The following is a 14023-nucleotide window of genomic DNA, read 5'->3' as shown; positions in this document are numbered from 1 at the left end:
GGTCACCGGTCGCGTGCGGGGCGGTCCTCCGGTGCCAGGCCGTCGTCGGTCGTGGCGTAGTCGTCGGTGGTGGCACGGGTCCCGTCCGGACGGTAGCCCGCGGCCTCGCGTCGTCCGTCGGCCTCGCCGCGCCGGTAGTCCGCGTCGTCGCCGCGGTGGAGCCCCGCCTCGCCACGCTGGTCGGTGCTCCGTGCGCCGTCGGGATCGAGCCGGTCCGCCTTCGCGAGCTGCTCGTCGATCTCCGAGCGGGTGCTGTCGGCGTGCTCCTGGTGCTGGCGTGCCTCACGTGCACGCTCCTCGGCCGCGACACGCGCCTCCTCGGCGTCGGCCTTCGCGCGCAACGCCTCGGCGTCGCGGCGGTCGGCATCGAGCTGCCGTTCCTGTGCCTGCTCACGCAGCTCCTGCGCTTCCTCCCGGCGGCGCTGCTCGGTGAGGGCGCGTCCCTTGCGAGCGGTCATCACGATCGCGAGCATGATCGCGAGTGCGACCACCGCAATGATGACCCAGACCCACCACTGAACGTCCATGTCGTACTCCTCGTTGCCTCGGGGCCGCTCGGGGGTGCGGCCGCACTACACCGCGGGGTACCCGTTCGGCGCGCGGCTATGCACAGAAGTGACCCGGACATGCCAGGCAGTGACCGGCTCAGACGTTGCGGCGGTACTGACCACCCACCTCGAAGAACGCCTCGGTCACCTGCTCCAACGAGCAGACGCGTGCCGCGTCCATGAGCACCGCGAACGCGTTCTCGTCCGACGCCGCGGCCTCCTTCAGCCGTGCGAGGGCCTCCTGCGCCTCGTCGCGGTGAGCGGCCTGGAAGGCACGCACGCGTGCCAGCTGCGACCGCTTCTCGTCCTCGGTCGCACGAGCCAGCTCGAGCGGCCCGTGCTCCTCCTCGGCCCGTGGGTTGCGGAACGTGTTGACGCCGATGATCGGCAGCGACCCGTCGTGCTTGCGCTGCTCGTAGAGCATGGACTCGTCCTGGATCCGGCCGCGCTGGTAGCCGGTCTCCATCGCGCCGAGCACGCCGCCGCGCTCGTTGATGCGGTCGAACTCGGCGAGCACGGCCTCCTCGACGAGGTCGGTGAGGTCCTCGACGAGGTACGACCCCTGCTGCGGGTTCTCGTTCATCGCGAGGCCCCACTCCTTGTTGATCACCATCTGGATCGCGAGGGCGCGCCGCACCGACTCCTCGCTCGGTGTCGTGACGGCCTCGTCGTACGCGTTCGTGTGAAGGCTGTTGGCGTTGTCGTAGATCGCGATCAGCGCCTGCAGCGTGGTGCGGATGTCGTTGAAGCTCATCTCCTGCGCGTGCAGGGAGCGGCCCGACGTCTGCACGTGGTACTTCAGCTTCTGGGACCGCTCGCTCGCGCCGTACCGGTCACGCATCGCGACCGCCCAGATGCGACGGGCCACCCTGCCGATCACCGAGTACTCCGGGTCCATGCCGTTGGAGAAGAAGAACGACAGGTTGGGGGCGAAGTCGTCGACGGCCATGCCGCGCGCGAGGTAGGCCTCGACGTACGTGAATCCGTTGGCGAGCGTGAACGCGAGCTGGCTGATGGGGTTCGCCCCGGCCTCGGCGATGTGGTAGCCGGAGATCGACACCGAGTAGAAGTTGCGTACCTGGTGCTGGATGAACCACTCCTGGATGTCGGCCATCATCCGCAGGCTGAACTCGGTCGAGAACAGGCAGGTGTTCTGCCCCTGGTCCTCCTTGAGGATGTCGGCCTGGACCGTGCCGCGGACGGTCCGCAGCGCCTCTGCCGGGTCGATCCCACGCTCGCGTGCCTGGTCGATGACGGTGTTGAGGTAGAACGCGAGCACCGTCGGAGCCGGGCCGTTGATCGTCATCGACACGCTGGTCGTCGGCGCGAGGAGGTCGAACCCGTCGTACAGGGCCTTCATGTCGTCCAGCGTCGCCACCGAGACCCCCGAGGTGCCGACCTTGCCGTAGATGTCGGGACGCTCGCCGGGGTCGCGGCCGTACAGCGTCACCGAGTCGAAGGCGGTCGACAGCCGTGTCGCCTCGCCGTCGGCCGACAGCAGCTTGAAGCGCCGGTTCGTACGGAAGGGGTCGCCCTCGCCGGCGAACATGCGTGCCGGGTCCTCGCCCTCGCGCTTGAGCGGGAAGACGCCCGCGGTGAACGGGAAGCGCCCGGGAACGTTCTCGCTGCGCCAGTAGCGGACCAGGTCGCCGTGGTCGGTGGTGCGGGGGAGAGCGACGCGCGGCACACGGGTCCCGGACAACGACTCGCGCCCATGCTCCGCGTACGACGCCACGACCGCCGGCCAGTCGGCGATCTGCGCCCGGACGTCGTCCGGGACGTCGCTCTGAACCTGCGAGGCGTACGCCGCGACGGCGTCGTCGTCGGGGAGCGCAGCGGCGACCTCGGAGGCGGCCTGGGCGCGGTGCGCCGCCTCGGCGATGCGCTCGGTGGCAGCCCGGTAGTCGCGGAGGTTCTCGGTGATCTCCGACAGGTAGCGCACGCGGGCGGCGGGCACGACCTGCGCGAACCGCGTCGAGTGCCGCACGTCGACGTGGGGGAGCGTGCCCTCCTCGAGGTCGAGACCGTGCTCGGCGAGAAGTCGCACGAGCTCCTGGTAGAGCGCCGTCACGCCGTCGTCGTTGAACGTCGCCGCCGAGGTCCCGAAGACCGGCATGTCCTCGGGTCGGCTGCCGAACGCCTCACGGTTGCGGACCATCGTGCGGCCGACGTCGCGTAGTGCGTCGGCGGCCCCGCGGCGCTCGAACTTGTTGATCGCGACGACGTCCGCGAGATCGAGCATGTCGATCTTCTCGAGTTGCGAGCTCGCGCCGAACTCGGGCGTCATCACGTAGAGCGACGCGTCGACGTACGGGACGACGGCGGCGTCGCCCTGCCCGATCCCGGGCGTCTCGACGATCACCAGGTCGAACCCGGCGGCCTTGACGACCGCGATCACGTCGCTGAGGGTCTCCGGGAGCTCGTGGGCTCCGCGGGTCGCCAGCGAGCGGAACGTCGTGTGGGTGCCGTCGAGCGCATTCATCCGGATGCGGTCGCCGAGCAGCGCCCCGCCGCCGCGCCTGCGGGTCGGGTCGACGGCGAGCACCGCGATGCGCAGCTTGTCCTGCTGGTCGGTGCGGAAGCGGCGTACGAGCTCGTCGGTCAGCGACGACTTGCCCGAGCCTCCGGTGCCGGTGATGCCGAGCACCGGCGCGGTGGACGACTCCGCAGCGGCGCGTACGGCGTCGGCGAGGCGTCCGTCCGATGCCGTGTCGAGCCGGCCCTGCTCGGCACCGGTGATCGCCCGGGCGATCGCGGTGCGGTCTCCGGCCAGCACGGCCTCCGCCGTCGGCTGGTGCTGCGCCCACAGGTCGGCGCGGCAAGCCTCGACGACCTCGGCGATCATGCCGGGCAGCCCGAGGCGCTGGCCGTCCTCGGGCGAGAAGATCAGGACGCCGCTCTCCTGGAGCCGTGCGATCTCGGCCGGGACGATGACCCCGCCGCCACCGCCGAACACCTTCACGTGGCCGGCGCCCCGCTCGGCGAGCAGCTGCACGAGGTACTCGAAGTACTCGACGTGGCCACCTTGGTAGGAGGACACAGCGACGCCGTGCGCGTCCTCCTCGATCGCCGCGTCGACGACCTCGGCCACGGAGCGGTTGTGCCCGAGGTGGATCACCTCGCACCCTTGCGACTGCATGATCCGCCGCATGATGTTGATCGAGGCGTCGTGGCCGTCGAAGAGGCTCGACGCGGTGACGATGCGTACGCGGGTGCGGTCGTCAGATTCCATAGGACATAAAATAGTTGGACTTCCAAGTAATGTCGAGAGCGGCTACGATCGGCCGCATGCCAGCCGATCCGCGCCTGCCGTTCGACCCCGTCGAACGCGCCGGCACGCTGTGGGAACAGCACTTCGGCGACGCGACCGCCATGCGGCTCGCCACGTCGGTGATGCGGGTCCAGCAGCTCCTCCTGGCCGAGCTCGACGCGGCGCTGAAGCCGTACGCGATCACCTTCGCCCGCTACGAGGTGCTCGTGCTGCTGACCTTCAGCCAGGCGCAGTCGCTCCCGCTCAGCAAGATCGGCGAGCGGCTGATGGTGCACCCGACCTCCGTGACCAACGCGATCGACCGGCTCGAGGCGCAGGGGCTCGTGCGGCGCCAGGCCGATCCCGGTGACCGGCGTCGTACCCTCGCGTCCCTGACTCCTGCGGGCAGCGCGCTCGTCGCGGAGGCGACGGCGGCTCTGACCGCGATCGACTTCGCGATCACCGGCCTCGACACGGCGGAGCAGGACGCCACGTTCGACCTCCTTCAGCGCCTTCGCGCAGCGGCCGGCGACTTCCCAGCGACACCACGTCCAGAACCCTCGACCATCGGTTGACGCACCGCGACGCGACGCACTAGGTTCGCGGCGGGATCAGCCAGGCGCAGCATCGGGCGTGCAGCTCGTCGACGCGTCCGGTGCGGGGTGACGGAGGCGACTCGGTGGGTGCGGTGCGGACCAGCGACCCGATCACGCTTGCGGAGGCGGCGGCGTTCGCCGCTGCCGTGGTCGGGCCGTCGTGGGGTCTCTCCGTGCTGATGGCCTCCCTGTACGTCGCCGGGGCGTCCTTCGTCGAGCTCGTGTGGTCGGTCGCGTTCCTCCCGGTCTCGCTCCTGGTCGTCGCGCTGGCCGTCCCCGGCGTGGTCGTCCTGGTCCTCGTCGTGCAGGAGCGCTGGACGCGGTTCGAGATCGCGCTCGTGTGCTGCGTCATCCTCGGCACCGCGATGTGGATCGCGCCGACCGTCGTGATGAGCGACCACGGCGCGGGGTTCCTGATGGGGATGATCCTCGTCGTGCTGGGCCTGGCGTCAGGACCTCTGCCCCTGTGCTTCTGGGTGACCACGCGCATGGCGCGCACGATGCGCGTCGCCACGCTCGACCCCGCTGCGACGTCGTGGCTGCGCGATGCGCGTGCCTGGGCTCTCGCACGGTACGAGGCGCTGCGGTCGCGTTCGGAGCGGCTCCCGCAGGCCTCCGACCTCGCAGGACCGGTGGTGTCCGACGAGCACGGGGAGCACCGGTGACCACTCCCTACACGATCACGCGTGTCGGCGATGCCTACCTGGTCTCCACCGAGCACGTGAACTGGGTGCTGGTCGAGGACGGGCACGACCTCACGCTGATCGACGGCGGCTATCCCGGCAACGCCGAGGACGTCGAGCGGTCCGTCCGCGAGATCGGGCACCAGATGCGCGACATCCGCGGGATCCTCCTGACGCACGCCCACATCGACCACCTCGGCGGCGCCGCCAAGATCGCCGAGGCGTACGCCGTCGACGTCCTGACCGGCGAGACCGAGGTCGCGCACGCACGCCGTGACTACCTGCAGCAGCTCGGCCCGGCGAAGCTGCCGATGATGATCTGGCGCCACGGTGCCGTGGGGTGGCTGCTCGACATCATGCGGCTGGGCGGGACCGACGACGTCGCGATCCCCGGAGCCCTCGAGTACCCCGCCGCCGAGGTCGACCTCCCGGGCGCGCCGGTCGCCGTGCCCACGCCTGGTCACACCGACGGCCACACCGCCTACCACCTGCCAGGGTCCGGCGTGCTCGTCTCCGGCGATGCCCTGATCACGGGGCACGCGGTGTCACGGCGGCACGGCCCGCAGCTGATCGTCCGCCCGTTCTCGCACGACCGTACCGAGACCCGGCACTCGCTGGACGCGATAGCCGAGGTCCAGGCAAGCACGCTCTTCCCCGGGCACGGCCCTGCATGGACGGGAGACATGGCCGCCGCCGCCGCCGAGGCGCACGCGGGCGAAGGCTTCTGGAGGCCCTGACCGCCGACCGTGACGGTCGACACGACCCGCAAAGGCTGGTAGACAGAGGGTAGTGGTCAAACAGAGTGCCACGTCCCGAACTCTCAGTCGGAGCGTGTCATGTCTGTATCTGCATCTGCATCCCACCACGAGTTCACCGACGACCGTCCGCTCGATGTCGCCCATCTGGACCGTCGTTCCCTGACCACCGAGCTGTGCGACTCCCTCGCCGAGGCCGACGACGCCGAGCGGGAGCTCATCCGCGCACGCCTCGTCGAGGTCAACATGCGGGTGGCCCGTGCGGTCGCCTCGCACTACCGCAACCGCGGAGTCGATGCCGACGACCTCGAGCAGGTCGCCTACGTCGGGCTCGCCAAGGCCGCGCGCGGATTCGATCCCGGCCTCGGGCACGACTTCCTCACGTACGCCGTGCCGACGATCCGCGGCGAGGTTCGTCGCTGGTTCCGGGACAGCTGTTGGATGGTCCGTCCGGCGCGCCGTGTCCAGGAGACGCGAGCGCAGGTCACCGCGTGCATCGAGGAGCTCGTCCAGGAGCTCGGTGAGACGCCGAGCCCGGTCGACGTCGCCGACCGTCTCGACATCGCCGTGGCGGAGGTCGAGGAGGCGATCGCCGCAGACGGCTGCTACCACGCGTCCTCGCTTGACTCACCGGGAGGCAACGGTGTGGGAACTCTCGCGGACGTCCTCGGCGAGGTCGACGACGCGTTCTCGCGCGCCGAGGAGCGGGCATCGCTCGCCCCGCTCGTCCGCGGTCTCAGCGACCGCGACCGCGAGACGCTCGCGCTGCGGTACTTCCACCAGTGGACGCAGGAGCAGATCGCCGGCCAGCTCGGTGTGACGCAGATGCAGGTGTCCCGCATCCTCAGCCGGATCACGGCCCAGCTGCGCGAGCAGCTCGGTGACGGCCTGCTCGCGGCGTAGCCTCGCGGCATGAGGTTCCGGACCGTCTCGCGCAACGAGCGGGGTTGGACGAGGCGACGGGCAGGACGCGGCTTCCAGTACCTCGACGAGCTCGGCCAGCCTCTCGGAGGGGCGGATCGTGAGCGCTGCGTAGCGCTCGCGATCCCGCCCGCATGGGAGGAGGTCTGGATCTGCCGCTGGCCGTCGGGCCACCTGCAGGCGACCGGGCGCGACGCCGCGGGACGCGTCCAGTACCTCTATCACCCGTTGTGGCGCGAGCGCATGGAGCAGGAGAAGCACGAGCGTGTCCTGGAGGTGGCGCACCGGCTGCCCGCGGGGCGCGAACGGGTGCTGCGCGACCTCGATGCAGCAGGCGTGCCGCGTGAGCGCGCTCTGGGTGCCGCCTTCCGCCTGCTCGACCGCGGGCTGTTCCGTATCGGCAACGACCGCTACGCCGCCGAGGGCGGAGGGTACGGCCTGGCGACGCTGCGCAAGAACCACGTCACGCTGCGCCGGGACAGGGCCACGATGGAGTTCGCGTACGAGGGCAAGGCGGGCGTCGCCCAGCGGGTGATCGTGGCCGACCCGCGGGCGTACGAGGTCATCGGTCCGATGCGCCGGCGCCGCGACGGGGAGACGCTGCTCGCCTTCCAGGAGCGTCGGCGCTGGAGCGAGCTCGCGAGCGTCGACGTGAACGCCTACCTGCAGGAGCGCGTGTGTGCCGACATGACCGCGAAAGACTTCCGCACGTGGCACGCGACGGTGCTCGCGGCGGTCTCGCTCGCCGCTGTGGACGAGGCGTCGAGATCCACCACCGCTCGCCGGCGCGCCGTCGCCGCGACGATGCGTGAGGTCGCCGACGTGCTCGGCAACACACCGACCGTGGCCCGGTCGTCCTACGTGAACCCGCGGGTCGTCGAGCTGTTCGAGGAGGGCGTGACGATCGCGCCGGCGCTCCAGCGCATCGGTCCCAGCCTCGACGACGAGCGCGATCGTCCGGTGCTGGAGCGCGCGGTGCTGAAGCTGTTGACGGAGACCTGAGCAGCACGCATGGTTCACGAGCGGGCGGGCACCGGCAGCACATGACTGCCAGCGCGAACCAGGACCTGCCGGAAGTGCCTCGCTCCGGCGGCGACGAGCCGAAGACGGAGCCGACCAGGGACGACCCGGTCACGGATCCCGCGACCGATCCGCGCACCAGCCCGGGGACGCCGCGGCCGAACGAGCCGTACCCGAGCGAACCGAGCGAGCCGGGCCTCCCGCCGGAGAAGACGATCACGCCCGACGAGACCGTCGCTCCGGGCGAGCGGAGCATGTGATGGCGAAGGCGGCGAAGCTGGCGTACAGGCCGGTCGGACTGATCTCCGGGATGCTCGGCGGTCTGGCCGCGGGGATGGTCTTCAAGCAGGTGTGGAAGAAGATCTCCGACGAGGACGAGAAGCCGGACCCGCTCGCGGGCTCGTACGGCTGGCGGGAGATCCTCCTCGCCGCAGCGATCCAGGGGATGATCTACGCGGTCGTCAAGGCGACGATCGACCGGGCCGGCGCCAAGGGGTTCCAGCGCATCACGGGGGAGTGGCCCGGCAGCTGACCGTCGGCACAGCGAAGCAGACGACCGCTGGGGACGACGCGCTGCTCATGCCTGACCCGCTCGCGGTCGAATGGACCAGAGCAGGATGGGAACCGAGCACCCATGGGCATCTCATCCGCAGCGCACCCCACCGCAACGGACGACCGGGTCACGACGGTGGTGATCACGCACGACGGCCGCTCCCGCCTGGAGCGCTCGCTCGCGCACAACCACGCGCCGCTCATCGTCGTCGACAACGCCTCCAACGACGGCTCGTCCGACACCGCGCGCCGGATCGCGCCCGACGCACGAGTGATCGAGCTCGAGAAGAATGCGGGCGCAGTCGCGTGGAACGTCGGGACGCGAGCTGCTCGGTCGCCGTACGTCGCGTTCGCGGACGACGACTCGTGGTGGACGCCGGGGTCGCTGGCGCTCGCTGCGGACGTCCTCGACGCTCACCCCTCCATCGCGCTCGTCGCGGCGCGGGTGCTCGTCGGTGAGAACTCCACACCCGACCCGTTCTGCGAGCTGCTCGCCCGGTCACCGCTCCCGCGGCTCCCGTCGCAGCCAGGGACGACGGTCCTCGGCTTCATGGCGCGCGCCGTCGTGGTCCGCCGCGACGCGCTGCTGGCCGTCGGCGGATTCGACGCGCTGATCCAGATCCACGGCGAGGAGGAGCGCGTGGCGCTGGACCTCGCGGACGCCGGTCACCGTCTGTGCTACCTCGACGACGTCGTGGTCCGCCACCTCCCCGCTCCAGGGAGGGCGACCGGACGGCGGCGGCGTCGCCTCGCGCGCAACGACGTGCTGACCGCGGTCATGAGACTGCCGACGCGGACCGTCGTCCTCCGGGCCGTACGGCACATCCGTGAGGGACGGGCGGGATCGCTCGGCGTGGCCGACGCGCTCCTCCGGCTTCCAGGAGCGCTCGCCGTCCGGCGCCGCGTCGGCCACGACGTCGAGGTTCAGTCGCGCATCGTCGACCTCGCCGACGGTCAGCACTCCTGGGACCCGCGTCCGGACTCTGACCGACCGCCCGATCCACCCGTTCGTGCGAGGCGCCCTCGCACGATGGAAGGACCTGTGATGAGCATGACCACCTGCAGCGTGTGCGGCAACGACGACGGGGACGCCTTCACGATCACCACCGCCGACGGCCGGACCTCCATCTTCGACAGCTTCGAGTGCGCGATCCACGCCGTCGCGCCTGTGTGCGCGCACTGCGGGTGCCGGGTGGTCGGCCACCGGCAGCAGATCGGTGAGCAAGTGTTCTGCTGCGCCCACTGCGCACGCGAGAGCACCGGGGTCGATCTCGCGAACCAGGCGTGAACGGCGCTGGTCACGCCGACGACGACCGGACTAGAGTCGAGGTGTCGTCGTGGTCCTCAGGAAGCAGGGACGACATGGCAGATGACCTCGACCCCCAGGAGCTCGCCGACCTCGCCGTCGAGCTCCATGCTGCTGAGTCCCCGCAGGAGACCGCCGAGCAGGTCATCAAGTACCTCTGCGAGACGCTCCAGATGGATCAGGCCGGGGTGACGATGCTCCGCCGCGGCGGACGCCTCGAGACGGTGGCAGCGACGGGCGACGTCATCGTCCGGTTCGACGAGCTGCAGAACGAGCTCGACGAAGGGCCGTGCAGGAATGGCGAGTGGGACCAGACGCTGCGCTCCGGGGACCTGACACGGGAGACCCGGTGGCCCCGGTGGACGGACGCGGTCGCAGCCCTGGGTTACGCGAGCCTCCTCGCGGTCAGTCTGTCCCACGACGGCCGTCGCATCGGCGTCGTCTCTCTCTACTCCAAGGAGCCGCGCTTCTTCGACGAGGACGACGCGGCACTCGCGCACCTGTTCGCCCGGCACGCGGCGATCGCCATCGCGCGTTCCGAGCAGGAGGCGAACCTCAACCTCGCGCTCGACGCGCGCAAGCTGATCGGGCAGGCGCAGGGGATCCTGATGGAACGCTTCGGGCTCGACGAGACCCGCGCGTTCGAGGTCCTCAGGCGCTACTCCCAGGGACACAACGTCAAGCTGCGCGCGGTCGCCGAGATGCTCGTGTCGACCCGACGGCTCCCGCAGTCCCGCTGAAGCAGCGCCGCCGTCAGCGGGTGTTCCGGTTGAGCAGCGGCAGACCGATCCAGAGCGCGCCGAACAGGAACGCCGACGCTCCGAAGGCGGCCCACGCCCAGGACGGTCCGATGACGACGTCGAAGACGAGCCACATCACGCCAGAGACGGTCACGGCCAGGGCAGCCAGACCCACGCTGGCGCACACGTGAGCCGCGCTCACGAGCCACGGCCGCTGGCCCTTGCGGAACAGCGCGCGGTGCATGGCGACCGGGGCCACGAGAAGCGCGGTCGCCGCCACCGAGCCGGACAGCACGGCGAGGTAGACGATCTCCTGGCCGTCGGACAGGTCGTCGAAGCGCGGGGTGAACGGGATCGTCAGCAGGAACGCGGTGAGGATCTGGACGCCGGTCTGGGCGACCCGGAGCTCCTGGAGGAGCTCGTTCCAGTTGCGCGTGAGCCGCTCGGCTTCGGTCTCGACATGCACGCCCTCGTCGTCGGTCATCCGCTCTCCGTCCGTCGGCTCACGACCCCCGCCATGCCCCCACCTTGGGGGACCCGCTGCCACGCTGGCAACGGCGGGACCGGAGTGCGTCGGCGCAGCGTACCGAGGCGGCGCCGGCACTACCGATCTGCGGCGAGGACGACCGGCTGAAGCGGAGCTGATCCTCGCGCCCGGGGCTACCTGCCCGGCACGGTCAGGGGCGGAAGAGGATCTTCTGGGCGCCGTCGCTCTTGCGCTGGAACGCTGCGTACGCCGACGGTGCCTCGTCCAGCGGCATGTGGTGCGTGGCGAAGCCCTCCACGTCGAGAGGGTCGGACGGGTCCTGCACCAACGGGAGCAGTCGTGGGATCCACCGGCGCACGTTGGCCTGGCCCATCCTCAGCTGCACCTGCTTGTCGAAGAGGTCCAGCATCGGCAGCGGGTCCGCCGCACCGCCGTACACTCCCGACAGGCTGATGGTGCCGCCGCGCTGCACGACCTCGATCGCCGTCATCAGGGCCGCGAGCCGGTCGACACCCAGGTGATCCATGAGCGGCTTGGACAGGACGTCGGGCAGCACGCCGACCACCGTGTGGGCGGCCTTCGCGACCGGCGATCCGTGGGCCTCCATCCCGACCGCATCCACGACGCTCTCCGGACCGCGTCCTGCCGTGAGGTCGCGCACGCGTTCGGCCAGGTCGTCCTCCCGGGCGTCGAGGACCTCCGCACCGTGGGCGGCGGCCCGTACGAGCCGTTCGTCGACGAGGTCCACGCCGATCGTCCGTACGCCGCGGTGGGCCGCCAGGCGTGCGACCATCTGGCCGATCGGTCCGAGCCCCAGCACGAGCAGCGTCCCGCCGTCCGGGACAGCCGCGAACTCCAAGGCCTGGTACGCCGTCGGCAGCACGTCGGAGAGGTAGACGAAACGGTCGTCGGGCGGTCCGTGCTCCACCCGTACGGCGGTCGAGGAGGCGAGCGGGACCCGCAGGTACTCGGCCTGGCCACCGGGCACCTGTCCGTACAGCGCGGAGTAGCCGAAGAGCGCGGCGCCCTTGCCCTGGGAGCGGACCTGCGTGGTCTCGCACTGGCTGTAGAGCTCTCGGTCACACATCCAGCACGCGCCGCACGAGATCTGGAACGGTACGACGACGCGGTCTCCGACCGAGAGGTCCGTGACACCCGATCCGACCTCCTCGACGACGCCGAGCGGCTCGTGGCCCAAGACGTCCCCGGGGGTCATGTAGGGGCCCAGCACCTCGTACAGGTGCAGGTCGGAACCACAGAGGCCGGTGCTGGTGACCCGGATGACCGCGTCGGTCGGCTCCTCGATGCGTGGGTCGGGCACCTCCTCGACGCGTACGTCGCGCCGTCCCTGCCAGGTCACTGCCTTCATGGTTCGTCCTTCCTCGTCGGGAGGGTCTTCGCCGTCGGTCCGCCGGCGAGCTTGTGCGTGCCGTCGCACCACGGCGCTCGTCCGGTGCGGCCACACCGGCAGAGCGCGACGACGGGCCGGCGTGCGACGGACTGTCCCTCGGCGACGATGACGTCGACAACGGCGACGTCGCTGCGGATCAGGGCCGGTCCACCGGGACACAGCACGACCTCGGTGGCTGGGGTGCCGATCGAGTCGGTCACAGCGGCGCCTCTGCGAGGTCGGAGGCGCCCGTGTCCTCCCACTGCGCCATCAGCGCCGTGGCCTGGAGGGCGTCGAGGACCAGGCAGGCGGCTGCGCCGAAGAGGACGTCGCGCGCGGTGACGTCACCGGTCCGGACCAGCGTCCCGCAGATCTCGCGGGCCGCGAGCTGCTCGTGCACGGCGTCTGCCTCCACGTGCTCGTCGTAGTAGCGCGCTGCGTCCTCGCCGAACCCCGTACGAAGCAGGCCCGCGGCGATGCGGCGGCACGGGATCGAGCTGGTCGCCTCGAATGCGGCGAGATGCCCCATCGCGGCACCCCGGAGGCGTCGGTGCAGGCAGAACAACGACATCGCGTTCGAGCTGGCGAGCGTCGGCGCGTCGGCGTCGTCGATGTACGCGCCCCAGGTGTCGTCGAGCGCGGCCTGGCGCAGCGTGGTGGCGAAGAGCTCGTGGTGGAGGAACCCCGAGCGCCCGCCGCCGTACTCGTCGTACTGCAGCTCGACGAGGTGCGCCTTCGCCGGGCCGGTCAGCCGCGGGATGACGAACGTGTGCGGGTCCGCCTCCTTCAGGTGGTAGACGCTGCGCTGGCGGAGGAAGTGGCGCACCTGGTCGGGTGTCGCCTCCTTCCGGATGAACTTGGAGAGGTCGGGACCCTCGTCGAACCCGGCGGCGAGGGCGAAGACCTGGTCGGCGACGTCTCCGTCGACGGCCAGCGCGCGCTCGGTCCACGACGTGGTGGCGTCGCGCAGCGCCTGCTCGAACGGCCGCTCGAGCACGGCGCGAAGACCTGCGACCTCGGGTGCACTCTCCCACCGGTCGTCGACGTCGTCGAAGCCGCGGAAGCTCAGCTCGTAGATCATCCACAGGCTGAGCTGCAGGTCCTCGTCGTCGAGGGCCGACAGTGCTGGCATCGTGGCCGCGCGTCCGCGCGCGGTCGCGTCCAGCTCAGCAAGCTCCTCGGTGCCTTCGAGCAGGAGGTGGCGCAGCAGTCCGCTCAGCGGGCCACGCGCTCGGGGAAGCAGCATCAGGCGATCTCCTGGTCGGGGGTCAGGGCGGTCTCGCGGAAGCCCGGCGTCCGGTCCGCGATCGCCTCGGCCACGGCCGTGGCGAGCTCGGGCAGCGGGACGTGGCCCCGGGTGGTGAGCGTCTGCAGCTCGCCGCGACAGTCCCAGAACGCCCCCGCCACGGGCTCGTGGCGGACCAGGTGCAGGCGTGCCGTCGGGTAGCGCTCGGTGAGCTCGCGCAGCCACGTCGTCCGCGCCGGCGGTGTCGTGCTGCTCGACAGGACGAGGACGCAGCCGCCCGTCACGGCGACTCCGGGAAGCAGCACCTCGACGGCACGACGGCGAGAGGTGTCGTCGCCCGCCTCGGGTAACCAGACGACGACGTCCGTGGGCAGGGTGCGCTCCAGGAGCTCGTCGACGCGCGCCTGGTCGTCGAACGATCGGCTGTTCAGACAGGCGACCCGCCCCAGGGGGGCGAGCCTGACCGTCAGGTAGTCGTCGACGAGGTCGGGGGTGTCCAAGAGGACGACCTCGCGGGAACTGGGCATAG

At 70.9% G+C, this 14023-nt stretch carries 16 protein-coding genes; 9 read left to right on the top strand and 7 right to left on the bottom strand.

The genetic code is table 11. From position 1 onward, the window contains the following. Window positions 1–2: 2 nt before the first annotated feature. Both GH747_RS12490 and icmF read right to left on the bottom strand, forming a co-directional pair. Window positions 3–527, bottom strand: a complete 525-nt coding sequence (locus GH747_RS12490; RefSeq protein WP_149769896.1) for a hypothetical protein — start codon at window positions 525–527, stop codon at window positions 3–5. Window positions 528–645: 118 nt separating this feature from the next. Continuing rightward, window positions 646–3780 carry a fused isobutyryl-CoA mutase/GTPase IcmF gene (gene icmF / locus GH747_RS12485; RefSeq protein ID WP_149769895.1) on the bottom strand — a complete coding sequence of 1045 codons (3135 nt, stop codon included), beginning with the start codon at window positions 3778–3780 and terminating at the stop codon, window positions 646–648. Between the two features lie 56 nt (window positions 3781–3836). On the opposite strand from icmF, the gene GH747_RS12480 reads away from it, so the two are divergent. From GH747_RS12480 to GH747_RS12440, 9 genes are all read left to right on the top strand, one after another. Further along, window positions 3837–4373, top strand: coding sequence for a MarR family winged helix-turn-helix transcriptional regulator (locus GH747_RS12480; RefSeq protein ID WP_149769894.1), 537 nt, complete (start codon window positions 3837–3839; stop codon window positions 4371–4373). A gap of 104 nt (window positions 4374–4477) precedes the next feature. Next, window positions 4478–5059 carry a hypothetical protein gene (locus GH747_RS12475; protein WP_149769893.1) on the top strand — a complete coding sequence of 194 codons (582 nt, stop codon included), beginning with the start codon at window positions 4478–4480 and terminating at the stop codon, window positions 5057–5059. After that, window positions 5056–5814, top strand: coding sequence for an MBL fold metallo-hydrolase (locus GH747_RS12470; RefSeq protein ID WP_149769892.1), 759 nt, complete (start codon window positions 5056–5058; stop codon window positions 5812–5814). Before GH747_RS12475 ends, GH747_RS12470 begins: the two co-directional genes overlap by 4 nt. Before the next feature lie 99 nt (window positions 5815–5913). Beyond that, entirely contained in the window at window positions 5914–6735 is an 822-nt protein-coding gene (locus GH747_RS12465; protein ID WP_149769891.1) for a sigma-70 family RNA polymerase sigma factor, read from the top strand. A 9-nt stretch (window positions 6736–6744) separates the two neighbouring features. Continuing rightward, a complete protein-coding gene (locus tag GH747_RS12460; RefSeq protein WP_149769890.1) occupies window positions 6745–7755 on the top strand; it encodes a DNA topoisomerase IB in 1011 nt (336 codons plus the stop codon). Window positions 7756–7796: 41 nt separating this feature from the next. Continuing rightward, window positions 7797–8033 carry a hypothetical protein gene (locus GH747_RS12455; protein WP_149769889.1) on the top strand — a complete coding sequence of 79 codons (237 nt, stop codon included), beginning with the start codon at window positions 7797–7799 and terminating at the stop codon, window positions 8031–8033. Beyond that, a complete protein-coding gene (locus tag GH747_RS12450; protein ID WP_149769888.1) occupies window positions 8033–8305 on the top strand; it encodes a DUF4235 domain-containing protein in 273 nt (90 codons plus the stop codon). The genes GH747_RS12455 and GH747_RS12450 overlap by 1 nt, the downstream gene beginning before the upstream one ends. A 102-nt stretch (window positions 8306–8407) precedes the next feature. Continuing rightward, the gene (locus GH747_RS12445) at window positions 8408–9613 is read left to right on the top strand and encodes a glycosyltransferase family 2 protein (RefSeq protein WP_149769887.1); all 1206 of its coding nucleotides are present in this window, start codon (window positions 8408–8410) and stop codon (window positions 9611–9613) included. Window positions 9614–9687: 74 nt separating this feature from the next. Then, window positions 9688–10371: a GAF and ANTAR domain-containing protein gene (locus GH747_RS12440; protein ID WP_149769886.1), complete on the top strand. Its 684-nt coding sequence runs from the start codon at window positions 9688–9690 to the stop codon at window positions 10369–10371. A gap of 13 nt (window positions 10372–10384) precedes the next feature. Here GH747_RS12440 and GH747_RS12435 read toward each other — a convergent pair whose 3' ends face one another. The 5 genes from GH747_RS12435 to GH747_RS12415 form a co-directional block, all read right to left on the bottom strand. Continuing rightward, complete coding sequence (locus tag GH747_RS12435) at window positions 10385–10855, bottom strand: DUF6328 family protein (protein WP_149769885.1); 471 nt, start codon at window positions 10853–10855, stop codon at window positions 10385–10387. Between the two features lie 193 nt (window positions 10856–11048). Continuing rightward, on the bottom strand, window positions 11049–12227 hold the full coding sequence (locus tag GH747_RS12430; protein ID WP_149769884.1) for an alcohol dehydrogenase catalytic domain-containing protein: 1179 nt from the start codon (window positions 12225–12227) through the stop codon (window positions 11049–11051). Beyond that, window positions 12224–12469 (bottom strand): CDGSH iron-sulfur domain-containing protein, encoded by a 246-nt coding sequence (locus GH747_RS12425; RefSeq protein ID WP_149769883.1) that lies wholly within the window; start codon window positions 12467–12469, stop codon window positions 12224–12226. The genes GH747_RS12430 and GH747_RS12425 overlap by 4 nt, the downstream gene beginning before the upstream one ends. Beyond that, window positions 12466–13494: an iron-containing redox enzyme family protein gene (locus GH747_RS12420; RefSeq protein WP_149769882.1), complete on the bottom strand. Its 1029-nt coding sequence runs from the start codon at window positions 13492–13494 to the stop codon at window positions 12466–12468. Before GH747_RS12420 ends, GH747_RS12425 begins: the two co-directional genes overlap by 4 nt. Next, on the bottom strand, window positions 13494–14021 hold the full coding sequence (locus GH747_RS12415; protein WP_149769881.1) for a hypothetical protein: 528 nt from the start codon (window positions 14019–14021) through the stop codon (window positions 13494–13496). The genes GH747_RS12420 and GH747_RS12415 overlap by 1 nt, the downstream gene beginning before the upstream one ends. Window positions 14022–14023: the final 2 nt, after the last annotated feature.

The organism is Mumia xiangluensis, from assembly GCF_010994095.1.
Lineage (GTDB): Bacteria > Actinomycetota > Actinomycetes > Propionibacteriales > Nocardioidaceae > Mumia > Mumia xiangluensis.
This window is presented reverse-complemented; position numbering and strand designations above follow the sequence as displayed.

Excerpts from the sequence above, each read along its gene's own strand:
- GH747_RS12480 (WP_149769894.1), top strand. The coding sequence starts at position 3,837 with ATGCCAGCCGATCCGCGCCTGCCGTTCGACCCCGTCGAACGCGCCGGC.
- GH747_RS12460 (WP_149769890.1), top strand. The coding sequence starts at position 6,745 with ATGAGGTTCCGGACCGTCTCGCGCAACGAGCGGGGTTGGACGAGGCGA.
- GH747_RS12455 (WP_149769889.1), top strand. The coding sequence starts at position 7,797 with ATGACTGCCAGCGCGAACCAGGACCTGCCGGAAGTGCCTCGCTCCGGC.
- GH747_RS12440 (WP_149769886.1), top strand. The coding sequence starts at position 9,688 with ATGGCAGATGACCTCGACCCCCAGGAGCTCGCCGACCTCGCCGTCGAG.
- GH747_RS12490 (WP_149769896.1), bottom strand. The coding sequence starts at position 527 with ATGGACGTTCAGTGGTGGGTCTGGGTCATCATTGCGGTGGTCGCACTC.
- icmF (WP_149769895.1), bottom strand. The coding sequence starts at position 3,780 with ATGGAATCTGACGACCGCACCCGCGTACGCATCGTCACCGCGTCGAGC.
- GH747_RS12420 (WP_149769882.1), bottom strand. The coding sequence starts at position 13,494 with ATGCTGCTTCCCCGAGCGCGTGGCCCGCTGAGCGGACTGCTGCGCCAC.
- GH747_RS12435 (WP_149769885.1), bottom strand. The coding sequence starts at position 10,855 with ATGACCGACGACGAGGGCGTGCATGTCGAGACCGAAGCCGAGCGGCTC.
- GH747_RS12465 (WP_149769891.1), top strand. The coding sequence starts at position 5,914 with ATGTCTGTATCTGCATCTGCATCCCACCACGAGTTCACCGACGACCGT.
- GH747_RS12430 (WP_149769884.1), bottom strand. The coding sequence starts at position 12,227 with ATGAAGGCAGTGACCTGGCAGGGACGGCGCGACGTACGCGTCGAGGAG.
- GH747_RS12415 (WP_149769881.1), bottom strand. The coding sequence starts at position 14,021 with ATGCCCAGTTCCCGCGAGGTCGTCCTCTTGGACACCCCCGACCTCGTC.
- GH747_RS12450 (WP_149769888.1), top strand. The coding sequence starts at position 8,033 with ATGGCGAAGGCGGCGAAGCTGGCGTACAGGCCGGTCGGACTGATCTCC.
- GH747_RS12445 (WP_149769887.1), top strand. The coding sequence starts at position 8,408 with ATGGGCATCTCATCCGCAGCGCACCCCACCGCAACGGACGACCGGGTC.